22 protein-coding genes, 1 tRNA gene and 1 other RNA gene are annotated in these 22,046 nt (G+C 70.1%); 12 read left to right on the forward strand and 12 right to left on the reverse strand.

What is annotated here, in order from left to right:
* Positions 1-69 precede the first annotated feature (69 nt).
* Positions 70-1,872, forward strand: coding sequence for a 2-isopropylmalate synthase (leuA, locus tag O6P37_RS23135; RefSeq protein WP_269896282.1), 1,803 nt, complete (start codon positions 70-72; stop codon positions 1,870-1,872).
* Here the strand turns inward: leuA and O6P37_RS23140 are convergent.
* From O6P37_RS23140 to O6P37_RS23150, 3 genes are read right to left on the reverse strand one after another with little or no spacing between them, the layout of a single operon-like run.
* Positions 1,869-2,444 carry a TetR/AcrR family transcriptional regulator gene (locus O6P37_RS23140; RefSeq protein ID WP_269896283.1) on the reverse strand — a complete coding sequence of 192 codons (576 nt, stop codon included), beginning with the start codon at positions 2,442-2,444 and terminating at the stop codon, positions 1,869-1,871. The genes leuA and O6P37_RS23140 overlap by 4 nt on opposite strands.
* Positions 2,444-2,890 carry a hypothetical protein gene (locus tag O6P37_RS23145; protein ID WP_269896284.1) on the reverse strand — a complete coding sequence of 149 codons (447 nt, stop codon included), beginning with the start codon at positions 2,888-2,890 and terminating at the stop codon, positions 2,444-2,446. Before O6P37_RS23145 ends, O6P37_RS23140 begins: the two co-directional genes overlap by 1 nt.
* 40 nt (positions 2,891-2,930) lie before the next feature.
* Positions 2,931-3,527: a class I SAM-dependent methyltransferase gene (locus O6P37_RS23150; RefSeq protein WP_269896285.1), complete on the reverse strand. Its 597-nt coding sequence runs from the start codon at positions 3,525-3,527 to the stop codon at positions 2,931-2,933.
* Between the two features lie 73 nt (positions 3,528-3,600).
* Here O6P37_RS23150 and O6P37_RS23155 point away from each other — a divergent pair, with 73 nt between their 5' ends.
* Positions 3,601-4,455, forward strand: coding sequence for a helix-turn-helix transcriptional regulator (locus O6P37_RS23155; RefSeq protein ID WP_269896286.1), 855 nt, complete (start codon positions 3,601-3,603; stop codon positions 4,453-4,455).
* Here O6P37_RS23155 and O6P37_RS23160 read toward each other — a convergent pair whose 3' ends face one another.
* Complete coding sequence (locus O6P37_RS23160; RefSeq protein WP_269896287.1) at positions 4,456-5,505, reverse strand: DEDDh family exonuclease; 1,050 nt, start codon at positions 5,503-5,505, stop codon at positions 4,456-4,458.
* 74 nt (positions 5,506-5,579) lie between these two features.
* Between O6P37_RS23160 and O6P37_RS23165 the strand changes: the two genes are divergently transcribed.
* Positions 5,580-6,824 carry a Mur ligase family protein gene (locus O6P37_RS23165; protein ID WP_269896288.1) on the forward strand — a complete coding sequence of 415 codons (1,245 nt, stop codon included), beginning with the start codon at positions 5,580-5,582 and terminating at the stop codon, positions 6,822-6,824.
* Positions 6,811-7,533 carry a type 1 glutamine amidotransferase gene (locus O6P37_RS23170; protein WP_269896289.1) on the forward strand — a complete coding sequence of 241 codons (723 nt, stop codon included), beginning with the start codon at positions 6,811-6,813 and terminating at the stop codon, positions 7,531-7,533. Before O6P37_RS23165 ends, O6P37_RS23170 begins: the two co-directional genes overlap by 14 nt.
* Here the strand turns inward: O6P37_RS23170 and O6P37_RS23175 are convergent.
* Positions 7,530-8,354: a hypothetical protein gene (locus O6P37_RS23175; RefSeq protein WP_269896290.1), complete on the reverse strand. Its 825-nt coding sequence runs from the start codon at positions 8,352-8,354 to the stop codon at positions 7,530-7,532. The genes O6P37_RS23170 and O6P37_RS23175 overlap by 4 nt on opposite strands.
* Before the next feature lie 63 nt (positions 8,355-8,417).
* On the opposite strand from O6P37_RS23175, the gene O6P37_RS23180 reads away from it, so the two are divergent.
* Positions 8,418-9,719 carry an aspartate aminotransferase family protein gene (locus O6P37_RS23180; RefSeq protein WP_269896291.1) on the forward strand — a complete coding sequence of 434 codons (1,302 nt, stop codon included), beginning with the start codon at positions 8,418-8,420 and terminating at the stop codon, positions 9,717-9,719.
* Between the two features lie 5 nt (positions 9,720-9,724).
* Here the strand turns inward: O6P37_RS23180 and recR are convergent, their stop codons facing one another.
* Positions 9,725-10,336, reverse strand: a complete 612-nt coding sequence (gene recR / locus O6P37_RS23185; protein ID WP_269896292.1) for a recombination mediator RecR — start codon at positions 10,334-10,336, stop codon at positions 9,725-9,727.
* Positions 10,337-10,669 carry a YbaB/EbfC family nucleoid-associated protein gene (locus tag O6P37_RS23190; protein ID WP_364983018.1) on the reverse strand — a complete coding sequence of 111 codons (333 nt, stop codon included), beginning with the start codon at positions 10,667-10,669 and terminating at the stop codon, positions 10,337-10,339.
* Positions 10,670-10,862: 193 nt separating this feature from the next.
* On the opposite strand from O6P37_RS23190, the gene O6P37_RS23195 reads away from it, so the two are divergent.
* Complete coding sequence (locus O6P37_RS23195; RefSeq protein ID WP_269896393.1) at positions 10,863-11,570, forward strand: Rv3717 family N-acetylmuramoyl-L-alanine amidase; 708 nt, start codon at positions 10,863-10,865, stop codon at positions 11,568-11,570.
* Positions 11,571-11,587: 17 nt separating this feature from the next.
* On the opposite strand, the gene O6P37_RS23200 is transcribed toward O6P37_RS23195, so the two are convergent.
* On the reverse strand, positions 11,588-12,031 hold the full coding sequence (locus O6P37_RS23200) for an SRPBCC family protein (protein WP_269896293.1): 444 nt from the start codon (positions 12,029-12,031) through the stop codon (positions 11,588-11,590).
* Between the two features lie 91 nt (positions 12,032-12,122).
* Here O6P37_RS23200 and O6P37_RS23205 point away from each other — a divergent pair, with 91 nt between their 5' ends.
* Positions 12,123-13,502, forward strand: a complete 1,380-nt coding sequence (locus O6P37_RS23205) for an FAD-binding oxidoreductase (protein ID WP_269896294.1) — start codon at positions 12,123-12,125, stop codon at positions 13,500-13,502.
* Entirely contained in the window at positions 13,499-14,803 is a 1,305-nt protein-coding gene (locus O6P37_RS23210; RefSeq protein WP_269896295.1) for a class I SAM-dependent methyltransferase, read from the forward strand. Before O6P37_RS23205 ends, O6P37_RS23210 begins: the two co-directional genes overlap by 4 nt.
* A gap of 11 nt (positions 14,804-14,814) precedes the next feature.
* Here the strand turns inward: O6P37_RS23210 and O6P37_RS23215 are convergent, their stop codons facing one another.
* From O6P37_RS23215 to ffs, 3 genes are all read right to left on the reverse strand, one after another.
* Complete coding sequence (locus O6P37_RS23215; protein ID WP_269896296.1) at positions 14,815-16,665, reverse strand: DNA polymerase III subunits gamma/tau; 1,851 nt, start codon at positions 16,663-16,665, stop codon at positions 14,815-14,817.
* Positions 16,666-16,704: 39 nt separating this feature from the next.
* The gene (locus O6P37_RS23220) at positions 16,705-17,979 is read right to left on the reverse strand and encodes an aminotransferase class I/II-fold pyridoxal phosphate-dependent enzyme (RefSeq protein WP_264015674.1); all 1,275 of its coding nucleotides are present in this window, start codon (positions 17,977-17,979) and stop codon (positions 16,705-16,707) included.
* A 28-nt stretch (positions 17,980-18,007) separates the two neighbouring features.
* Positions 18,008-18,104: signal recognition particle sRNA small type (gene ffs / locus O6P37_RS23225), an RNA gene on the reverse strand.
* Positions 18,105-18,162: 58 nt separating this feature from the next.
* On the opposite strand from ffs, the gene O6P37_RS23230 reads away from it, so the two are divergent.
* From O6P37_RS23230 to O6P37_RS23240, 3 genes are all read left to right on the forward strand, one after another.
* Positions 18,163-18,248 (forward strand) — tRNA-Ser (locus O6P37_RS23230).
* Positions 18,249-18,320: 72 nt separating this feature from the next.
* Positions 18,321-19,094 (forward strand): hypothetical protein, encoded by a 774-nt coding sequence (locus O6P37_RS23235; protein ID WP_269896297.1) that lies wholly within the window; start codon positions 18,321-18,323, stop codon positions 19,092-19,094.
* Positions 19,095-19,178: 84 nt separating this feature from the next.
* Entirely contained in the window at positions 19,179-20,204 is a 1,026-nt protein-coding gene (locus O6P37_RS23240; protein WP_269896298.1) for a S1C family serine protease, read from the forward strand.
* On the opposite strand, the gene O6P37_RS23245 is transcribed toward O6P37_RS23240, so the two are convergent.
* Positions 20,191-20,880 carry a TetR/AcrR family transcriptional regulator C-terminal domain-containing protein gene (locus tag O6P37_RS23245; protein ID WP_269896299.1) on the reverse strand — a complete coding sequence of 230 codons (690 nt, stop codon included), beginning with the start codon at positions 20,878-20,880 and terminating at the stop codon, positions 20,191-20,193. The two genes, O6P37_RS23240 and O6P37_RS23245, sit on opposite strands and share 14 nt — an antisense overlap.
* Before the next feature lie 78 nt (positions 20,881-20,958).
* Between O6P37_RS23245 and O6P37_RS23250 the strand changes: the two genes are divergently transcribed.
* Positions 20,959-22,023 carry an NAD(P)H-dependent amine dehydrogenase family protein gene (locus tag O6P37_RS23250; protein WP_269896300.1) on the forward strand — a complete coding sequence of 355 codons (1,065 nt, stop codon included), beginning with the start codon at positions 20,959-20,961 and terminating at the stop codon, positions 22,021-22,023.
* Positions 22,024-22,046: the final 23 nt, after the last annotated feature.

Here is a 22,046-nt window from a genome sequence, read left to right on the forward strand (position 1 = left end):
ACCGGCTTCTCGTCGCGGGTGTTTCGTGATGCGCCGGTCGAGTCCCCTTCACACTCCCGGAGCGATCACATGAACACTGCACAATCCGCCGACGGCTTCAGTTCGGTACGCACCATTCACACCCCCGCCGGTGACCCACACCCCGGCCAGCCCGCCTGGAACACCCAGCGCGCAACGTCGATGCCGGTCAGCCGGTACCGCAGCTTCGCCGACGAGGTCGAACCCGTCACGGTGCCCGACCGCACCTGGCCCGACAAGGTCGTCAGCACCGCGCCGATGTGGTGCGCGGTGGACCTGCGCGACGGCAATCAGGCGCTGATCGACCCGATGAGCCCGGCCCGCAAACGGCGCATGTTCGAGCTGCTGGTGCGGATGGGCTACAAGGAGATCGAGGTCGGCTTCCCGTCGGCCAGCCAGACCGACTTCGACTTCGTCCGCGAGATCATCGAGCAGGGCGCGGTGCCCGACGACGTCACCATCCAGGTGCTGACGCAGTGCCGGCCCGAGCTGATCAAGCGCACGTTCGAAGCCTGCGCCGGCGCACCCCGGGCGATCGTGCACTTCTACAACTCGACGTCGATCCTGCAGCGCCGCGTGGTGTTCCGCGCCGACCGCGAGGCCGTCAAGGCGATCGCGACCGACGGCGCCCGGATGTGTGTCGAGGAAGCCGCGAAGTACCCCGGCACGCACTGGCGGTTCGAGTACAGCCCGGAGTCCTACACCGGCACCGAACTCGAGTACGCCAAGGAGGTGTGTGACGCCGTCGCCGACATCATCGCGCCCACGCCCGAGGCGCCGCTGATCGTCAATCTGCCCGCCACCGTCGAGATGGCCACCCCCAACGTGTACGCCGACTCGATCGAGTGGATGAGCCGCAACCTGGCCCGCCGGGACTCGATCATCCTGAGCCTGCACCCGCACAACGACCGCGGAACGGCCGTCGCCGCAGCAGAGTTGGGTTATCAGGCCGGTGCCGACCGTATCGAGGGCTGCCTGTTCGGCAACGGCGAGCGGACCGGCAACGTGTGTCTGGTGACGCTGGGGCTCAACCTGTTCAGCCGCGGTGTCGACCCTCAGATCGACTTTTCCAACATCGACGAGATCCGGCGCACCGTCGAGTACTGCAACCAGTTGCCCGTCCACGAGCGCCACCCCTACGGCGGCGATCTGGTCTACACCGCGTTCTCCGGCAGCCACCAGGACGCGATCAACAAGGGCCTGGACGCGATGAAGGTCTCGGCGGACGAGCAGGACGCCGATGTCGACGACATCCTCTGGCAGGTCCCGTACCTGCCGATCGACCCCAAGGACGTCGGCCGCACCTACGAGGCCGTCATCCGGGTGAACTCGCAGTCCGGCAAGGGCGGCGTCGCCTACATCATGAAGGCCGACCGCGGCCTGGTGCTACCGCGCCGGCTGCAGATCGAATTCAGCCAGGCGATCCAGAAGATCACCGACGGCGAGGGCGGTGAGGTGTCGCCCAAGGAGATGTGGGACGTCTTCTCCGAGGAGTACCTGGCACCGATCCGGCCGCTGGAGCGAATCCGCCAGCGGGTCGACGCGGCCGAGGTCGACGGCGGCACCGACACCATCGTCGCGGTGGTGAAGGTCGACGGCGAAGAGCGCGAGATCGTCGGCGCGGGCAACGGTCCGCTCGCCGCGTTCGTCGACGCCCTGGGCGCCATCGGCTTCGACGTGTCCGTGCTGGACTACTCCGAGCACGCCCTCTCGGCAGGCGAGGAGGCCCAGGCCGCCGCATACGTCGAGGCGTCGGTGGGCGGCAGGACCGTGTGGGGCGTCGGGATCGCGACGTCGATCACCACGGCATCGCTGCGTGCGGTGGTGTCGGCCGTCAACCGGGCGGCCCGCTAACCGAAGACCGCGCGCAGGATCCGGTCGGTCAGGCCGCCCGGATCCTGGGCGCCGGGCTGTGCGGCGGTGAACGTCGCGTTGCTGAACGCGAGGCCGTTGAGCAGGCGCGCCAATTCGCCCACCTGTTCGGCGGACGGGTGGTGTCCCGCGGCTTCGAGGATGAGGCCCGCCGACTTCAGCGCGGCGGCCTGGATGTCGGCGAGCGCCCGATGCAGTTCCGGCCGGCGTGTGCCCTCGAGGAACAGCTCGAACCGGGCGACGTTCACCTGACGCGCATGCTCGTCGGGGTCGGTGATCATCCGGGTCAGCAACGCGAGGACGCCTTCGGGACTCCGCTGGCGACCGACCATTTCCTGCAATACGCCCACCCGCTGCCAGTGCAACTCCGCCACGTGGGCCGTCACCGCCTCGAGCAGTGCCAGTCTGCTCCGGAAGTAATTGGAGGTGGTGCCCGCCGGGACGCCGCTGCGGGTGTCGACCTGGCGGTGCGTCAGACCCCCGACGCCCGTGTCGGCCAGGATGGCGATCGCGGCGTCGAGGATCTGGGTCCGTCGTTCGGGGTTGGCGGGCATCAGTTCCGGACGCGAAGTCGCCAGAACATGGTCAGCATCGCGGCGTAGAAGGGGAACAGGAGATAGCTGAACCACATCGGGAAGAACTCGAAGTAGAAGGCGACGTCGTTCTTCACGACACCGAAATAGACGTGCAGCGGCACGCTCAGCACGATATAGACCAGCGCCCAGGTGAAGAACACCCTGTGCGGCCGGTTGGCGAAATCGACGCGGCGCCACACCAGGATGCCGGTCACCGCGGCATAGATCATCGGGACGAGCAGCGCCATGTCGGTCGTTCTGGTCAGGACGTACTGCAGCGTCAGGTCGTCGCCGAACAGCACCCGGAACAGGTGCAGCACGACGCCCATCCCGATGGTCAGCATCGCCGCCTCCCGGTAGAAGTAGCCGCGCCTGCGGTAGGCATCGAGAAGCGTCGGTCGGTGTACTACATGTGTAGTGGTCATGCAGCGAGGCTACCACTACACATGTAGTGCACACAATGGGTCAGGCCGGGGATCGAACGGCGCGGTAGCGCTTCACCTGCCCGAACAGCCGCAGCCGGTGGCTGCCCACCTCGTCGACGTCGAACCCCGCTGAGCTCAGCAGCTGTGGGATCGCGCCGCCGTGGCCGTGCGGGTGGCCGACGATGTCGACGACGTGCAGGCTGCCGCCGGGCCGCAGCACGCGGAACGCCTCGGCGGCAGCCTGTGCCTTGGTGTCCTCGTCGAGATGGTGCAGCATCATCGACGACAGCACCCGGTCGAAGCTGCCGTCGGGGTACGGCAGCCGCTGCGCATAGCCGCGTTCGAAGCGGATTCCGCTCAGCCCGCGGGCCTTTCGGCGGGCCCGGTCGAGGGCACGGGGATCAGGGTCGGATCCGGTGAACTGCACGCCGGGATGTGACCGTTTCGCGCTGACGGTCACATTGCCGGTGCCGCAGCCGATCTCGAGGATCTGCTGGCCGTCGGCGAGCCCGGCCTGGTCGATGAGCGCGCGGTAGGCCGGCCGCATGCCGAGCACCCGGGTGAGCAGGTCGTACCCCGGCAGGAACGCGTCGCGTCCTGCGGCGGGCACGTAGTCGATTGACCGATCTTTCGTCATCTGACCATCGTGATCCCGGTGCGCATAGCGGTGTTGCCCCGATCATCGCTGAAACTTGGATTATCTTCGTCTTATGCCGTCGCGTTTGATCCGTCACCGCGACGGGGTGCCCGTGTACGCCTATCCGGCCGCCGACAGCACCCCGCCGCTGTCGGTGGTCCGTCTCACCGACGGCGACGTCGTCGAGCACCGCAGGCACATCCACGACTTCCCGGTGCTCTGGTACCTCCCGGCGACCGGCGCTCTCTACGTCGTGGCGGCAGGCGCGGCCGTCGACCCGCTGCAGGTGCACCGCGACGGCGACGGTATCGGCATCTTCTTCGACGCATCGGCGCTGGGCGAGGATGCCGGCTCGCCATGGCCGACCTGGCGGTCACATCCCCTGCTGTTCCCCTTCCTGCACGGCCAGCGCGGCGGGCTCATGCGGTTGCACGTGCCCGCCGGTCGCAGGCCGCGCTGGGACGCCGCGATCGCGTCCATCGAGTCCGAGCTGGCCGTCCGGCAGCCCGGATACCGGCAGGCGGCGCTGGCCGAGTTGACGCTGCTGCTGATCGACGTCGCCCGCCTGGCCGACGACGTGGTGGGCGACCTGCGGCGCAGCGGTGAGCCGCTGCTGGCCGACGTGTTCGCGGTGATCGAGCGGCACATCGGCGAGCCGCTGTCGCTGCGCGACGTGGCGCGCGAAGTGAACCTGACCGCCGGGCACCTCACCACGGTCGTGCGCCGCCGCACGGGACGCACGGTGCAGGACTGGATCCTCGACCGCCGGATGACCGAGGCGCGCACGCTGCTTGCGAACACCGACCTGCCTATCCAGGAGATCGGCCGCCGGGTCGGGATGCCGGACGCGGCCTACTTCAGCAGGGCTTTCCGCCGAACGCACGGGGCCTCGCCACGGGAATGGCGCAGCCGCAACGCCGCCGCTTGATCAGAACAGGGCGAACTGCTCGCCGGTGGGCGTGGCGGCGGCGAACTCCTCGATGCCGGTGCCGCCGACCACCGCGTCGAGGCAGCGCATGAACTCGGTGTCGGTGACGAGGGGCACGCCGAGGTCGCGGGCGTGGTACCCCTTGCCCTGCTCGGGTTCGGCCTCGTTGCAGATCACCAGGGACGTCTCCAGGTCGACGGCCTCGGAGTAGGACAGCCCGGCGTGCACGATCCGTTCGATCAATTCCTCGTGGGTGCGCTTCACCTCGGCGGACAGGCCGACCCGCATGCCCTGCACCAGCGGCCGTCCGGCGACGAACCGGCCCGGGTTGGCGTACGGGCACGGCAGCCGGGAGGCGAGCATCTTCAGCGGCCGCAGCTCGTCGTGGGTGACCTGGCCGTTGGGCCAGCGCCGCCGGGTGGCCGGGCGCACCGGCAGCCATGCTCTCCGCTCGCGGGCCCGCGCCAGGGTCGGCTTGAGTATCTGGGCGAGCACCTGTGCGTCGTCGAGGGCGTCGTGCGGCCGCAGCTGCGGCACGCCCCAGTGCGCGGCCAGCGTCTCCAGGCGCAGGTTCTCGGTGCCGAGTTCGAGCCGGCGGGCCAGCTCGACGGTGCACATCACGGTGTCCACCGGCAGCTCGGCGCCGACGAGTTCGGCCTCCGCCGCCAGGAACGAGTAGTCGAAGGCGACGTTGTGCGCGACCAGCGTGCGGCCCGCGAGGACGGCTCGCACGTCGTCGACCACGTCGCCGAAGCTCGGCTGCCCCTCCAGCATCTCGGCGGTGAGGCCGTGCACGTGCGTCGGCCCGGGGTCGACGCCCGGGTTCAGCAGCGTCGCGACGCTGCGCTCGACGTTGCCGTCGTCACCGACCGCGAGTGCGGCGATGCTGACGATGCGGGCCTGCCCGGGCTGGAAACCCGAGGTCTCCACGTCGACGACGGCCCAGCCGGATCCGTCCTCCACGGCGGGCCGGCCCCAGGAGCCGCTCGGCCGGCGACATTCGGCATCAGAGCCGCTCGGCCGGCGACATTCGGCGCGCGTTTGGCTCACCTGGCCAGGATGGCACGGGGGTCCGACATCCCTCGCCCGGCGGCCCAGCGTGTCGGACACCTAAAATGCCGGGGATGGTCACCACTCGCGGACGAATTGCGCTCGGCGCGGGATCCGCGGCGCGCTGGGCGTCGCGGGTCACCGGTCGCGGCGCGGGGGCGATGATCGGCGGCCTGGTCGCGATGACGCTGGACCGGTCCATCCTGCGCCAACTCGGGCAGGCCCGCCGCAGCGTCGTCATCACCGGCACGAACGGCAAGTCGACCACCACCCGGATGACCGCCGCCGCGCTGGGCACTCTCGGACCGGTGGCGACCAACGCCGAGGGCGCCAACATGGACGCCGGGCTGGTCGCGGCGCTGGCCGCGGCCCGCGACGCCACGCTCGCCGCGCTCGAGGTCGACGAGATGCACGTGCCGCACGTGGCCGACGCGGTGGATCCGGCGGTGATCGTGCTGCTGAACCTGTCGCGCGACCAGTTGGACCGGGTCGGCGAGATCAACCACATCGAGCGGACGCTGCGCGCCGGGCTGGCGCGGCACCCGTCGACCGTGGTGGTGGCCAACTGCGACGACGTGCTGATGACCTCGGCGGCCTACGACTGCCCGAACGTGGTGTGGGTGGCCGCGGGCGGCAGCTGGGCGAACGACTCGGTGTCGTGCCCGCGATCCGGCGAGGTCATCGTCCGCGAGGGCACCCACTGGTATTCGACCGGCATGGATTTCAAGCGGCCGGAGCCCCAGTGGTGGTTCGACGACACCCACATCCACGGGCCCGACGGGCTCGCGCTGCCGATGTCGCTGGCCCTCCCGGGCGCGGTCAACCGCGGCAACGCCGTTCACGCGGTGGCGGCGGCGGTCGCGCTTGGCGCCGATCCCGCGGCTGCGGTGGCGGCGGCGTCGGAGGTCGACGAGGTGGCGGGCCGCTACCGCACCGTGCGCCTCGGCGACCACACCGCTCGCGTGCTGCTTGCCAAGAACCCGGCCGGCTGGCAGGAGGCGCTGTCGATGGTCGACAAACACGGTGCGGGCGTGGTGATCTCGGTGAACGGTCAGGTGCCCGACGGCGAGGACCTGTCGTGGCTGTGGGACGTGCGCTTCGAACACTTCGAGGACACCCAGGTGGTCGCCGCCGGGGAACGCGGCACCGACCTGGCGGTGCGGCTGGGCTATGCGGGCGTCGGGCACACCCTGGTTCACGACACCGTCAAGGCGATCGCCTCGTGCCCGCCGGGACACGTCGAGGTGATCGCGAACTACACGGCCTTCCTGCAACTCAACCGCGTGCTTGCGCGCCTGCCCGAGGATGCCCGTGCCTGAGTCGACCGTGCGGATCGGGCTGGTGCTGCCCGACGTGATGGGCACCTACGGCGATGGCGGCAACTCCGTGGTGCTGCGGGAACGGTTGCGGCGCAGGGGAATCAAGGCCGAGGTCGTCGAGATCACGCTGGCCGACCCGGTGCCCGCGCAGCTGGACCTCTACACACTCGGCGGTGCGGAGGACTACGCGCAGCGGCTGGCCACCCGGCACCTGATTCGCCATCCCGGCCTGCAGCAGGCGGCGGCCCGCGGGGCGCCGGTGCTGGCGATCTGCGCGGCCATCCAGGTGCTCGGCCACTGGTACGAGACCTCGTCGGGTGAGCGGGTGGACGGCGTCGGCATGCTCGACGTGACGACCTCGCCGCAGCAGGCCCGCACGATCGGCGAGGTGGTGTCCCAGCCGCTGTTACCCGGACTGTCGCAGCGGCTGACCGGTTTCGAGAACCACCGCGGCGGAACAGTTCTCGGCTCGGACGCACGGCCGCTGGCCCGCGTCGAGAAGGGCGCGGGCAACCGCGACGGCGACGGCTTCGACGGGGCGGTGCAGGGCAGCGTGGTCGCCACCTACCTGCACGGGCCCTGCCTGGCCCGCAATCCCGAACTCGCCGACCTGCTGCTGTCACGCGTGGTCGGCGACCTGCCGCCGCTGCCGCTCGTCGAGGTCGAGCAGTTGCGGCGCGAACGGCTGGCCGCGCCGCGGCGCGCCTAGGCCGCGTTGGTCTCGACGAAGAAGCCGCGCCGCGCCAGCGCATCCTCGACGGCCGCCAACCAGTCGACCGGCCTGTTCTCGTTCGCGACCGGCACCACGACCCAGCCCAGCGCGTGCAGCATCCGCAGCTTCGCGACGTCGGCGCCGCAGTCCACCGCGACCTTGCACTCGGGCCAGCCCATGTCGAGGAACGCCACCGGTTCGCCGTTCTCCACCACAGCGATCTGCGTCTCCGGCGCCGGGAAGCCCGCGTCGATCAGCCACAGCCGGACCCTGCTCTCGCGCGGCGTCGCCGCACCCCCGTCGACCAGCGGCAGCAGTGCGCGCAACCGCCGCACCCCCTGCGCCCGGGGATACCGGTCGATGAGCTCGTCGACCGCCGCGACCGAATAGCGCTCACTCCACATCAGCGCGTCCAGGCGGGCCAGCGCCTCGCGGCGGTCGACGTGCCGCCCGATGTCGAACGCCGTGCGCACCCGGGTGGTGACCGGTAGCCCGGTCATCGCCGTGACCTCGTCGTCGGCGAACCGGTCGGCGAGCGGCAATAGCCCCGGCTGCGCCTGACACGTCGCGTCGAGCAGTTCGATCGGCGCGTCGGCGTCCAGCCACGCGGCGCCGTGCAGTGCCGCGGCGGCCGTGCCCGCCACCGCACCCTTGCGGCGGGAGGCCAGCCAGGCCGCGACCGCCCGGTCACGCAGCGTCAGCGTCGCGTCCCGCGACACATAGACCCCGCGGTGGACGGCGCGATAGTGGGTGCGCAGCGACTGCCGGGTGGCGTGGCCCGCGGCCAGCGCCTCACCGCCGAGGAAGATCTCCGTCATGGCGCCCATGGTGCCCCCGGGCACCGACAAGTACGGCCGCCCGCCGGGTGAGAGGATCGACCGGTGAACCGGGAGCAGTTCTGGCAGGACGCCGAACGACACGTCGTGCGTTACGGATCGGCGTTCGTGCCACGGATCATCCAGCGCGCCAGCGGCAGTCATGTCTACGACGACGACGGCAACGCCATCCTCGACTTCACCTCCGGACAGATGAGTTCGGTGCTCGGCCACTCACATCCCGACATCGTCTCGGCGGTGTCCACGGCGGTCGCGACACTCGATCATCTCTACAGCGGGATGCTCAGCGGACCCGTCGTCGAGTTGTCCGCCAAGCTCGCGTCCACGTTGCCCGCGCCACTGGAGAAGGTGATGCTGCTGAGCACCGGCGCGGAGTCCAACGAGGCCGCGATCAAGATGGCCAAGCTCTACACCGGCGGATACGAGATCGTCTCGTTCGACCGGTCCTGGCACGGCATGACGTCGGGTGCGGCGTCGGCGACGTTCAGCGCGGGTCGCCGCGGCTACGGGCCGCCGATGCCGGGCAACCTCACGCTGCCCACCCCCAACGCGTACCGGTCGCCGTTCCGGCGGGCCGACGGCAGCCACGACTGGGAGACCGAACTCGCCTACGGGTTCGGCGTCGTCGACGCGCAGTCCTCGGGCAGCCTCGCAGCCTGCCTGGTCGAACCGATCCTGTCGTCGGGCGGGATCATCGAACCGCCGCCCGGCTACCTGCGCCGGCTGCGGGAGTACTGCGACGAGCGCGGCATGCTGCTGATCGCCGACGAGGCGCAGACCGGCATCGGCCGCACCGGGTCGATGTACGCGTTCGAGCGCGACGGCGTCGTGCCGGATCTGCTCACGCTGTCGAAGACCCTCGGCGCCGGCCTCCCGGTCGCCACGGTGGTCACCACCGAGGAGATCGAGAACACTTGCCACGAGCGGGGATTCCTGTTCTTCACCACCCATGTGTCGGATCCGCTCGCCGCGGCGGTCGCGCTGACCGTCCTGAACGTCGTCGAGCGTGACGATCTGGTCGCCCGGGCCGCCGCGCTCGGCAAGCAGCTCACCGACCGGCTGACCGAGATGCGGGACCGCTACGAGCAGGTCGGCGACGTCCGCGGTCGCGGCCTGCTGCAGGGCATCGAACTCGTGTCCGACAAGAGCACGAGGGCGCCGGCGGATGCCCTCGGCGCCACGGTGACGGCCGAATGCCTCGACCGCGGCCTGCACATGAACATCGTCCAGTTGCCCGGAATGGGCGGGATCTTCCGCATCGCCCCGCCCCTGACGATCTCCGACACGGACTTCAACGCCGGTCTGGACATCCTCGACGACGCGCTCGCGGCGGTCTTGACGCGCTGACCCGCTCAGGCCATCGCGCGGCGACCGGTCAGCGCCCGGCCGAGGGTCAGCTCGTCGGCGAACTCGAGGTCGCCGCCCATCGGCAGCCCGGACGCGATGCGGGTGACCGTCAGGCCGGGGATGTCCCGCAGCATCCGCACCAGATAGGTGGCGGTCGCCTCGCCCTCGGTGTTCGGGTCGGTGGCGATGATCACCTCGGCGACGTCGACGCCGTCGACCCGCTCGCCGATGCGGTTGAGCAGTTCACGGATCCGCAGTTGCTCGGGCCCGACACCCGACAGCGGGTCGAGCGCGCCGCCGAGCACGTGATAGCGGCCGCGGAACTCACGGGTGCGTTCGACGGCCTGGACGTCCTTGGGTTCCTCGACGACGCACACCAGCGACGCGTCCCGGCGCGGGTCGCTGCAGATGCGGCACCGGTCGCCGTCGGAGACGTTGCCGCACACGGCGCAGAACTTGACCCCGTCGCGCACCCGGTTCAGCACCGCCGTCAGACGGTCGATGTCGGGCGGTTCGACCGACAGCAGGTGGAAGGCGATCCGCTGCGCACTCTTCGGCCCGATACCGGGCAGCTTGCCCAGCTCGTCGATCAGATCCTGGACCGGGCCTTCAAACAACTAGAGCCCCGGGATGCCCAGGTTGCCCATCCCGCCCGCGAGCGGCCCGAGCCGGTCGTGGGCCAGGATGGTGACCTGCTTGGCCGCGTCGCCGATCGCGCCGACCACGAGGTCCTGCAGCGTCTCGACGTCGTCGGGGTCGACGACCTTGGGGTCGATCGCCACCGAGATGACCTCGCCGCTGCCCTTCATGGTGACCTGCACCAGGCCGCCGCCGGCCTGGCCCTGCACCTCGGCGTTGGCCAGCGCCTCCTGAGCCTCCATCAGCTGCTGCTGAACCTGCTGCGCCTGCGCGAGTAGCGCCGACATGTCGGGCTGGCCACCGGGTTGCATCTCTGGTCCCCTCTGCTGAATCGGGTGCGTCGGCTTGATTGCGGGCAGGTCTCGACTTGGTTGCTCTCGCCCGGAAGAGGCGGTTTGGACTTCAAGCCTAGACGGCGTGGCGGCTACGGTGGCGCCCGTGCCTGCCACCCTGCGTGTCGGCCTGCGGACCGGCCTGAGATCGGGCGCCGCCGTCGCCGTCACCATGCTGATCGCCGCGTCCGTCCCCGCCGCACCGGCGGCCGCCGTGCCCGCCAACATCGCCGGCATGATCGTCTTCCTCGATCCCGGTCACAACGGCTCCAACGACTCGTCGATCAGCCGCCAGGTCCCGACGGGCCGCGGCGGCACCAAGGACTGCCAGGCCAGCGGCACGTCGACCGAGGACGGCTACGCCGAGCACTCGTTCACCTGGGAGGTCACCCTGCGGGTGCGCCAGGCGCTCAGCGCGCTCGGCGTGCGGACGGCGATGTCGCGGGGCGACGACACCGGCCTCGGCCCGTGCGTCGACGAGCGCGCGGCGATGGCCAATGCGCTGAAGCCGAACGCGATCGTGTCGATCCACGCCGACGGCGGGCCGCCGACCGGGCGCGGGTTCCACGTGCTGTACTCGTCGCCGCCGCTGAACGCGGCGCAGTCCGGCCCGGCCGTGCAGTTCGCCCAGGTGATGCGCGACCAGCTGGCCGGTTCTGGCATCCCGCCGGCGACCTACATCGGCAGCGGCGGCCTGAACCCGCGCTCCGACATCGCCGGGCTCAACCTGGCGCAGTACCCGTCGATCCTGGTGGAACTGGGCAACATGAAGAACCCGGCCGACTCCGCGCTGATGAAGAGCCCGGAGGGCCGACAGAAGTACGCCGACGCCGTGGTGCGCGGCATCGCAGGGTTCCTGGGGGCCCAGCGCGTCACCTAGCGCACCGGCGACAGCCCCTAGGCGCCGGCTTCGACCTGCTTCTTCAGGTTCTCCAGCACCTCGGCCTGGATCTTCTTCAGCCCGAGCGGGGCGAACGTCTTCTCGAAGAATCCCTTGACGCCGCCGGCGCCGGTCCAGGACGTCTTGACCGTGACCGACGATCCGGGGCCCGCGGGGGCGACGGTCCAGTTGGTCACCAGCGTCGAGTTGGCGTCCTTCTCGATGACGGTGTGGCCGGCCACGTCGACGGCGGCCTTCACCTCGCGCACCCGGGACTTGGTGGCCTGCAGTTTCCAGGTGACGACGGTGCCCGCGCCCTGCCCGCCCTCGAGCACCCGGTAGGCGCTGTAGTGGTCGGAGAGGATCTTCGGGCGCACGTTCTGATAGTCGGCGACCGCGCGAAGCACCTCCGCCTGGTCGGCGTTGATCAAGATCGTGCTCGACGCGCTGACCTGTCCCATCGGTGAAATCTCCTAGTCGTGTGGAAGAACGGCGGGGTCGTCCCGGCCCGGCGCGGTCGCATCGGCTGCGACCGCGGTCTAGCGTATATGCGTGTCTGTTGCCCCAAACGACGCACAGGCCGCCCACGCTGCCGGTGTAGAGCGTCTTCTCGCCAGTTACCGAGCCATCCCGCCGTCGGCCACCGTCCGGCTTGCCAAGGCCACGTCGAATCTCTTCCGCAAGCGCGCCGAGAGCACCGCCAAGGGCCTCGACACGTCGGGGCTGACCGGTGTCATCGCCGTCGACCCCGACCGCCGCACGGCGGACGTGGCGGGCATGTGCACGTACGAGAACCTGGTCGCCGCCACGCTGCCCTACGGGTTGTCGCCGCTGGTGGTGCCGCAGCTGAAGACGATCACCCTCGGCGGTGCGGTGACGGGGCTGGGCATCGAGTCGGCGTCGTTCCGCAACGGCCTGCCGCACGAGTCGGTGCTCGAGATGGACATCCTCACCGGCACCGGCGAGGTGCTGACCGCGACGCCCGACCAGCACGCCGACCTCTTCCGGACGTTCCCCAACTCCTACGGCACGCTGGGTTACACGGTGCGGCTGAAGATCGAGCTCGAACCGGTCAAGCCGTTCGTCGCACTGCGCCACCTGCGCTTCGACTCGCTCGACGAGCTGGTCTCGACGATGGACCGCATCGTCGAGACCGGCGGGCTGGACGGCGACCCCGTCGACTACCTCGACGGCGTGGTGTTCAGCGCCGACGAGGGTTATCTGAGCGTCGGCGTCCGGACCGCGACACCCGGACCGGTCAGCGACTACACCGGCCAGGACATCTACTACCGCTCGATCCAGCACCCGGCCGGTGAGAAGCACGACCGGCTGACCATCCACGACTACCTGTGGCGCTGGGACACCGACTGGTTCTGGTGTTCGCGCGCGTTCGGCGCACAGAATCCCCGCATTCGGCGGCTGTGGCCGCGGCGGTTCCGGCGCAGCAGCTTCTACTGGAAGCTGATCGGCTACGAACAGCGTTTCGACATCGCCGACCGCATCGAGAAGCGCAACGGCAGGCCGCCCCGCGAGCGGGTGGTGCAGGACATCGAGGTGCCGATCGGCCGCACCGCGGAGTTCCTGCGCTGGTTCCTCGACAACGTCCCGATCGAGCCGGTCTGGTTGTGCCCCCTGCGGCTGCGTGACGAGGGCGGATGGCCGCTCTATCCGATCCAGGCGCATCACACGTATGTGAATGTCGGATTCTGGTCCTCGGTGCCTGTCGGACCCGAGGATGGGTACACCAACAGACTCATCGAACGGAAAGTGAGCGAACTCGACGGCCACAAGTCCCTGTACTCCGACGCCTACTACACGCCCGAGGAGTTCGACGACCTCTACGGCGGCGAAACGTACAAGACGGTCAAGAAGACCTACGACCCGGATTCACGTCTACTGGATCTGTATGCGAAGGCGGTGGAAAGACGATGACCACATTCAAGAACCAGGCGCCCGAACGGAAGTTCACGCTGGCCGAGGTGCTGGAGATCTTCGCGGCGGGGCACCTGCCGCTGAAGTTCAGTGCCTATGACGGCAGTGTGGCCGGGCCTTCGGACGCCTCACTCGGGCTGGATCTCAAGACCCCGCGCGGCACGACGTACCTGGCGACGGCGCCGGGGGATCTCGGTCTCGCCCGCGCCTACATCGCCGGCGACCTCGACATGCTCGGTGTGCACCCGGGTGACCCGTACGACCTGCTGAAGGCGCTGGCCGAGAAGATGGACTTCAAGCGTCCGCCCGCGCGGGTGCTGGCCCAGATCGTCCGCTCGATCGGTATCGAGCACCTCAAGCCGATCTCCCCGCCGCCGCAGGAGGCGCTGCCGCGCTGGCGGCGGATCGCCGAGGGCCTGCGGCACAGCAAGCATCGCGACGCCGAGGCCATCCACCACCACTACGACGTCTCCAACACCTTCTACGAGTGGGTGCTCGGGCCGTCGATGACCTACACCTGCGCCTGCTACCCCGACGCCGACGCGTCGCTGGAGGAGGCACAGGACAACAAGTACCGGCTGGTGTTCGAGAAGCTGGGGCTGCGTGCGGGCGACCGGCTGCTCGACGTGGGCTGCGGCTGGGGCGGCATGGTGCGGTACGCGGCCCGGCACGGCGTGAAGACCATCGGGGTGACGCTGTCGAAGGAACAGGCCACCTGGGCGCAGAAGGCGATCGCCGAAGAGGGCCTGACCGACCTGGCCGAGGTCCGGCACGGGGACTACCGCGACGTCCGGGAGAGCGGCTTCGACGCGGTGTCGTCGATCGGGCTGACCGAGCACATCGGGGTGCAGAACTACCCGGCGTACTTCCGCTTCCTGCAGACGAAGTTGCGCACCGGAGGGTTGCTGCTCAACCACTGCATCACCCGGCACGACAACCGCAGCGGCGCGACCGCGGGCGGGTTCATCGACCGCTATGTGTTCCCCGACGGGGAGCTCACCGGGTCGGGCCGGATCATCACCGAGGCCCAGGACGTCGGGCTCGAGGTGGTGCACGAGGAGAACCTGCGCCACCACTACGCGCTCACCCTGCGTGACTGGTGCCGCAACCTGGTGGAGCACTGGGACGAGGCGGTCGCGGAGGTCGGGCTCGGAACAGCCAAGGTGTGGGGACTGTACATGGCCGGCTCACGGCTGGGCTTCGAGACCAATGTCGTTCAGCTGCACCAGGTGCTGGCGGTGAAGCTCGACAACGCCGGCGGCGACGGCGGGCTGCCGCTGCGCCCGTGGTGGAGCGCGTAGGAGGCCCGGCCTCAGGCCCCGTCGATGCGGCGGGCGCCCAACTCGCTCTGCAGCAGTTCCAGGGCGGCCTCCTCAGGGTCGCGGCGCGGCCCGGCCTCTTCGTGCACCGCCTCGGACAGCATGTCGTCCTCTTCGCGCTGCGCCGCCTTCGCGGGGACGGGGGCCTCCGACGGCGCACCCACCTCGCAGCGGATCTTCCAGTCCACCCCGAGCGCATCCTTGAGCGCGTCGCGGATGACGTCGGAGTTGCGTTGCTCGACAAGCCGTTTCGCCAACGGCGCCGACTCGTGGGTGAGCACCAGGGTGTCCTTGTCGACGGTCCGCACGATGGCGCCCGCGAGCATCACGTCGATGGTGCGGCTGCGCTGGCGGACCTTCTCCCGGACGGTCGGCCACATGGAGCGCACCGCGGCGGCGTTCGGTTCACCGGGCACCGCCACCGGCGGCGCCTCGACCACCGGGTCGGCGGGCGGCCGCAGCGGCGGGGGTGACGTGACCACCGGCGCGGGCTTCGGCTCGGGTTCGGGCTTCGGCTTGGGCAGCGACACCGGCTCGGGCTTGGGCTCCGGCTCGGGCACCGGCGTGGGCGCAGGTGCCGGCGTCGGCGCGGCCGTCGGCGCCGCGCTCCTGCGGGCGAACTGTCGCGACGGCGCAGGGGCGGCCGCGCGGGCGGCCGCGGCGGGTGCCGCCTCGCCCGCCGGGATCGACATGTCGAGCCGCATCTCGATGCGCTCCACCCGCTGCAGCAGCGCCGACTCGGTGTCGCTGGCCGACGGCAGCAGCAGCCGCGCACACACCACCTCGAGGAGCAGTCGCGGCGCGGTCGCACCGCGCATCTCGCCGAGGCCGGCGTGCACCACCTCGGCGAACCGGGTCAGCGTCGCCGTGCCCAGCCGCTCGGCCTGCTCGCGCATGCGTTCCAGCACGTCACCGGGCGCGTCGACGACTCCGCGCGCGGCGGCGTCGGGCACCGCCTGCAGCACGATCAGGTCGCGGAAGCGTTCCAGCAGGTCGGTGGCGAACCGGCGCGGATCGTGGCCGGCGTCGATCACCGCCTCGACGGCGCCGAACAGCGCGGCGGCGTCACCGGCGGCCAGCGCGTCGACGGCGTCGTCGATGAGGGCGACGTCGGTGGCGCCGAGCAGCGCGAGCGCCCTGGCGTACTGCACGTGGTTGCCCTCGGCGCCGGCGAGCAGCTGGTCGAGCACCGACAGCGTGTCGCGCGGTGATCCCCCGCCGGCGCGGATGACCAGCGGGTAGACGACGTCGTCGACCTGCACGCCCTCCTGGCCGCAGATCCGTTCCAGCAGCGTCCGCATCGTCTTGGGCGCGAGCAGCCGGAAGGGGTAGTGGTGCGTCCGCGAGCGGATGGTCGGCAGCACCTTCTCCGGCTCGGTGGTCGCGAACACGAAGATCAAATGATCCGGTGGCTCCTCGACGATCTTGAGCAGCGCGTTGAAGCCCGCGGTGGTGACCATGTGCGCTTCGTCGACGATGAAGATGCGGTAGCGCGAGTGCGCCGGGGCGTAGAAGGCGCGGTCACGCAGCTCGCGGGTGTCGTCCACGCCGCCGTGGCTGGCCGCGTCGAGTTCCACCACGTCGACGCTGCCCGGGCCGTTGGGCGCCAGTGCCACACACGAGTCGCACACGCCGCACGGCGTGGGCGTGGGCCCCTGCACGCAGTTCAGCGAGCGGGCCAGGATGCGTGCCGACGAGGTCTTCCCGCAGCCGCGCGGACCCGAGAACAGGTAGGCGTGGTTGATGCGGCCCGCCGACAGCGCGGTCGACAGCGGCTCGGTGACGTGCTCCTGACCCACCACCTCCGCGAAGGTCGCCGGTCGGTACTTGCGGTAGAGCGCCACGCTCAGCAGGCTACCGACGCGGACCGACGACTGTGCACGCTAGGTTGCGAGCAGGGACTCGGTCGCCGCGAGCAGCGCACAGGTGGCCAGGCCGTCGATCGCCTCACGCAGGTCCGGCAGCGCCGGGAAGGTCGGCGCGATGCGGATGTTCTTGTCGTCGGGATCTTTTCGGTACGGAAACGACGCGCCCGCCTCGGTCACGGCGATGCCGGCGTCCTTGGCCAGCGCGACCGTGCGGCGGGCGGTGCCGGGCCAGACGTCGAGGCTGACGAAGTAGCCGCCCTTGGGGTCGGTCCACGACGCGATCTTCGACTCGCCGAGCCGGTCCTCGAGGATCTCGGCGACCAGGGCGAACTTCGGCGCCAGCAGTTCCTGGTGGCGCTGCATCTGCAGCCGCACGCCGTCGGCGTCGCCGAAGAACCGCAGGTGCCGCAGCTGGTTGACCTTGTCCGGGCCGATCGACTTCTTGCCCGCGTACTGCAGGTACCACGCGATGTTGCCCAGCGAGCCGCCGAAGAAGCTGACCCCGGCGCCGGCGAACGTGATCTTCGAGGTCGAGGCGAACACCAGCGGCCGGTTCTGGTTGCCGGCCGCCGCGGCCAGCCCCAGCACGTCGACCTGCCGCGGGAAGTCGTGGGTGAGCGTGTGAACCGCGTAGGCGTTGTCCCAGAACAGTCGGAAATCGCTTGCGGCCGTACGCATCTGAACAAGCCGGCGAACCGTCTCCCAGGAGTACGTGACACCGGTGGGATTGGCGAACACCGGCACACACCACATGCCCTTGATCGCCGGGTCGGCGGCGACGAGCTCCTCGATGAGGTCGACGTCCGGGCCGTCCTCGCGCATCGGCACGGTGATCATCTCGATGCCGAGGCTCTCGGTGATCGCGAAGTGGCGGTCGTAGCCCGGCGCGGGGCACAGGAACTTCACCTGCGGCTCGTCCTTCCAGGGCCGCGGCGAGTCGACGGTGCCGTGCAGCAGCGAGAACACCACCGCGTCGTGCATGAACTCCAGGCTGGCGTTGTTGCCTGCGATCAGGTTCGGCACCTGGATGCCCAGCAGTTCGCCGAAGATGGCGCGCAGTTCGGGCAGCCCGTGCAGGCCGCCGTAGTTGCGGGTGTCGGTGCCGTCGCCGTCGCGGTAGTCCCCGGCGGGCAGGCTCAACAATTCGTTGGAAAGGTCGAGCTGGGCCGGCGACGGCTTGCCGCGGGTGAGGTCAAGCTGCAGCTTCTTGGCCTGCAGCTCGGCGTAATTGCGCTGCTGCAGTTCGTGCTGGGCGGCCAGTTCGTCGCGGCCGAGGGACTGGAACGACACCGCGAGCCTTTCACCGACATGAGCGAGAACCAAGGGGACCCCGCGCACCCGCCAGAGCCCGTTGACCCTTGCTGCCTTCCGGCCCTGGGGGAGTTCACAGGATGGACGCCGCGCGGGGTCCGACCTGAGTGTAATACCCGCGCCGGAACCGGAGCACCAGCCCGGTCGGCTACCATGGCCCGCGGAGGATTCGCCTAGTGGCCTATGGCGCTCGCCTGGAACGCGGGTTGGGTTAACAGCCCTCAGGGGTTCAAATCCCCTATCCTCCGCACTCGGTCCCGGGGTGTGACCGGAACAAACGAACCGGTCACACCCCGTGACCAGAGAACTCGAGGAGGAGTATGCGGCGCTCGGTCGCGGTGACGTGGCACGCATCGTTCTCATTGATCGCTGCGCTTCTGTACTTCTTCTTCGTGCTGCCACGGTGGTACGAGCTGATGGGCGAGACCTCCCACACGCTGGGCACGGTGTTGCGCATCGTGGCGGGCGCGCTGATCGGGCTCGCCGCGCTGCCGGTCGTGTTCACGCTGCAGCGCACCCGTCGCCCCGAATTCCAGACGCCACAGCTCGCACTCGGCCTGCGTGCCTGGTCGGCGGCGCTGCACGTGCTGGCGGGCGTGCTCATCATCGGTGCGGCCGTCAGCGAGATCTGGTTGAGCCTCGACACCGCAGGCCCGTGGCTGTTCGGGATCTACGGCGCGGCCGCCGCGATCGCGGTGCTCGGAGTGCTCACCTTCCACCTGGCCTTCGTCGCCGAACTGCCCCCGCCGCCGCCGAAGCCGCTCAAGCCGAAGAAGGCCTCGGTCAAGCGGCGCGGCCGCAGGAAGGCCGCTGAGACCGAAGACACAGCGGACACAGAAGACACCGACGACGTCGAGGACACCGACGCCGACGAGACGACCGAGGAAGCCGCAGACGACCAGCCGGCCGAGGTCACCGCCGAGGAGCCCACGGAGTCCGACGCCGAAGAGGTGACCCCCGAACCGACCGCTGACCAGGCATCCGAGGAGCCGACCGGCGATCCGGAGGCCGACACGGGCGGCCGGTTGCGCAACCGGCGACCCTCAGGCAGTCGCCGCCGCCGGCTGCGCGGCGGCGTCGCGGTCGAGGACTGACGCAAGTCTGACGACGAGCCCTCCGAGCCGCGTGCGCGGTTGGTTCTTCGACAGCCTGGGTATTTGACCGCCACTATGGACCACATGGCCGTTCCCCAGTCGCGTCGACGACCGCTGACGATCCTGACCGTGCTGGCCGCTGTGCTGGCACTGGTCGCACCCGCGTTCGCCGGCACGGCGCTGGCCGCTCCCGCCGATCCGGTGGCGGCGTCCGCGCAGGTGGAGCCCGCCGTGGTGCGGCTGGACACGGAGATCGACTACCAGAACGTGTTCGGGACGGGGACGGGCATCGTCCTCGATCCGGGCGGTCAGGTGCTGACCAACTACCACGTCGTCCAGGGCGCCGACCGGATCAGTGCCAGCGTGGCCGGCCGCTCCTATCCGGCTCAGCTGGTCGGATACAACCGCGGCCAGGATGTCGCCGTGCTGCAGCTGCTCGGCGCCGGCGGGTTGCCGGTGGCGCCGATCGGCGACTCGTCAGCCCTGGTCCCGGGCGAACCGGTGGTGGCGCTCGGCAACGCCGACGGCAGTGGAGCACCGCTGACCCGCGAAGTCGGGACGGTCACCGCTTTCGGCCGCACGGTCGAGGCCGAGGACGCGCTGACCGGCAGTTCGGACGAGCTGAACGGGCTGATCGAGTTCGCGGCTCCGGTGCGCGCCGGTGACTCGGGCGGGCCCGTGGTCAACGGCGCCGGGCAGGTCGTCGGAATCACCACCGCCGCGTCGGTGAACTATCAGCTGGGGCCCGGCGGCAAGGGCTTCGCGATCCCGATCAACGACGCCGTGGGCATCGCCGGCCAGATCCGCAGCCTGGTGCCCTCGGAGTCGATCCACATCGGTCCGCCGTCGCTGCTGGGCGTCGGTGTGCGCACCGCTCCGCGCAGCGGCCCCGGCGTGATCATCCAGGAGGTGCTGCGTGGCGGGCCTGCCGAGCAGGCCGGTCTGCTGGACGGTGACGTCCTCACCGCGATCGACGGCGCCCCGATCGGCACCGCGACCGACCTGACCTTCGTGCTCGACCGGCACTACCCGGGCGACGTGATCGACCTGACCTGGATCGACCGGGCCGGTCAGGAACGCACCGGCAAGGCCACTCTCACCGCCGGCTGACCTCACCCAGCAGCCGCTCGAGTCCGGCGATCGCCAAGTCGAGTTCGAACTCGAACTGACCGTCGTCCGACGCCGACGCCGCGGCCAGCACCCTCCGCAGTGCCGGGTAGTCCGTGTCTGCCGCGCGTAGCAGCGCCGCGCGGGTCTCCGCCTCGTGCCTGTCGTGCACCGACGTGTGGGTGGCCTCCTGGGCGGCCGCCTGGGCGATGTTGGCCACGGCGGTGACGCCCCGGCGCGCATCGTCGACGCCGAACCCGGCGGTCAGCATCGCGTCGAGTACGCGTTCGGCCAGCGCGAGCACGGCGGTGGCACCGACGCCGTGGAACGGCGAGTGGTCGACGGCGCTGCTCATCTGGACGCCGACCTGGATCAGGCCGTCCCGGAACGCGAACGCATAGGAGCGCAGCACCATGCGCCAGTCGCCGTCCTCGGGCAGCTCCACACGGCGTAGCTCCGACTCGAACCGGTCAAGCACCACCAGCGTGAGCAGGCCCTGCCGGTCCCCCACGTAGTAGTGCAGCGCCTTGCGGCTGACGCCGAGGGCGTCGGCCACCCCCTGCATGGTCAGCCCGCGGCCCGCCGTCCGGGCGGCCGCGACGATCTGCTCGCGGTCGAGGCGGGCCGGGCGGCCCCGCGCCCGCCGGGGCGCATCCGCCGGGTCGACGTCGCTGCTCACACCGGCAGCCTACGGACTATTTTTCGCCGGTCGGTAAAAAAGGCCGCGAAACACTGGTGCGCGCCCTAATCTGAGCGAGTGCCAAACACCTATCGCGTCGTCCAGTGGACGACTGGAAACGTCGGGAAGAGTTCGGTCGCGGCGATCGCGCGGAACCCGCATCTCGAACTCGTCGGCTGCTACGCCTGGTCGGCCGACAAGGCCGGTCGCGACGTCGGCGAACTCTGCGGCATCGAACCGCTCGGCGTCACCGCCACCAACGACGTCGGCGAGCTGCTCGCCCTGAAGCCGGACGTCGTCGTGTACAACCCGATGTGGATCGACGTCGACGAGCTGGTGGGCATCCTCGAGGCCGGTGTCAACGTGGTGGCGTCCGCATCGTTCATCACCGGACGCAATCTGGGCGACGGCCGCGACAAGCTCGAGAAGGCCTGCCAGAAGGGCGGATCGACGCTGTTCGGCTCCGGCGTCAGCCCCGGCTTCGCGGAGCTGCTCGCGATCGTGGCGGCCACCGCCTGCGACAGGGTCGACAAGATCATCATCGCCGAGTCCGCGGACACCACGCTCTACGACTCCCCCGACACCGAGCGCCCCACGGGATTCGGCACCGCGATCGACGATCCGAACCTGCAGCCGATGGCTGAGAAGGGCACCGCGGTGTTCGCCGAGGCGGTGCAACTGGTCGCCGACGCGATCGGCGTCGAGCTGGACGAGATCAAGTGCGTTCCCGAATACGCCCAGACCACAGAGGATCTGGTGATGGCGTCGTGGACCATCCCGGCCGGTCACGTCGCGGGTGTCGCCGCGAGCTGGCAGGGCATCGCCGGCGGCAGGACCGTCGTGGACATCAACGTGCGGTGGAAGAAGGGCCAGACCCTGGAGCCCGACTGGCAGCTCGACGCGGACGGCTGGAAGATCAAAATCGAGGGCAGGCCCACGGTCAACATGCAGGTGGGATTCCTACCGCCGCAGGACATGATCGAGAACGCGAAGACGATCGAGGACTTCTTCGTGCTCGGGCACATCATGACCGCGATGCCGCCGATCCACGCGATCGCTGCGGTCGTCGCCGCGGCGCCCGGAATCGCCACCTACAACGACCTGCCGCTGAATCTTCCGCGCGGAGTGGTACCGACGGCCTGATCCGTCTCCGCTCGGCCCGGCCA

The organism is Mycobacterium hippophais (assembly GCF_027529605.1).
Taxonomy (GTDB): Bacteria; Actinomycetota; Actinomycetes; order Mycobacteriales; family Mycobacteriaceae; genus Mycobacterium; species Mycobacterium arseniciresistens.

What these genes read in the sequence shown, in the direction of transcription:
- leuA (WP_269896282.1), top strand. Translation starts at nt 70, where the DNA reads ATGAACACTGCACAATCCGCCGACGGCTTCAGTTCGGTACGCACCATT.
- O6P37_RS23140 (WP_269896283.1), bottom strand. Translation starts at nt 2,444, where the DNA reads ATGCCCGCCAACCCCGAACGACGGACCCAGATCCTCGACGCCGCGATC.
- O6P37_RS23145 (WP_269896284.1), bottom strand. Translation starts at nt 2,890, where the DNA reads ATGACCACTACACATGTAGTACACCGACCGACGCTTCTCGATGCCTAC.
- O6P37_RS23150 (WP_269896285.1), bottom strand. Translation starts at nt 3,527, where the DNA reads ATGACGAAAGATCGGTCAATCGACTACGTGCCCGCCGCAGGACGCGAC.
- O6P37_RS23155 (WP_269896286.1), top strand. Translation starts at nt 3,601, where the DNA reads ATGCCGTCGCGTTTGATCCGTCACCGCGACGGGGTGCCCGTGTACGCC.
- O6P37_RS23165 (WP_269896288.1), top strand. Translation starts at nt 5,580, where the DNA reads ATGGTCACCACTCGCGGACGAATTGCGCTCGGCGCGGGATCCGCGGCG.
- O6P37_RS23170 (WP_269896289.1), top strand. Translation starts at nt 6,811, where the DNA reads ATGCCCGTGCCTGAGTCGACCGTGCGGATCGGGCTGGTGCTGCCCGAC.
- O6P37_RS23175 (WP_269896290.1), bottom strand. Translation starts at nt 8,354, where the DNA reads ATGACGGAGATCTTCCTCGGCGGTGAGGCGCTGGCCGCGGGCCACGCC.
- O6P37_RS23190 (WP_364983018.1), bottom strand. Translation starts at nt 10,669, where the DNA reads ATGCAACCCGGTGGCCAGCCCGACATGTCGGCGCTACTCGCGCAGGCG.
- O6P37_RS23195 (WP_269896393.1), top strand. Translation starts at nt 10,863, where the DNA reads ATGCTGATCGCCGCGTCCGTCCCCGCCGCACCGGCGGCCGCCGTGCCC.
- O6P37_RS23200 (WP_269896293.1), bottom strand. Translation starts at nt 12,031, where the DNA reads ATGGGACAGGTCAGCGCGTCGAGCACGATCTTGATCAACGCCGACCAG.
- O6P37_RS23210 (WP_269896295.1), top strand. Translation starts at nt 13,499, where the DNA reads ATGACCACATTCAAGAACCAGGCGCCCGAACGGAAGTTCACGCTGGCC.
- O6P37_RS23235 (WP_269896297.1), top strand. Translation starts at nt 18,321, where the DNA reads ATGCGGCGCTCGGTCGCGGTGACGTGGCACGCATCGTTCTCATTGATC.
- O6P37_RS23240 (WP_269896298.1), top strand. Translation starts at nt 19,179, where the DNA reads ATGGCCGTTCCCCAGTCGCGTCGACGACCGCTGACGATCCTGACCGTG.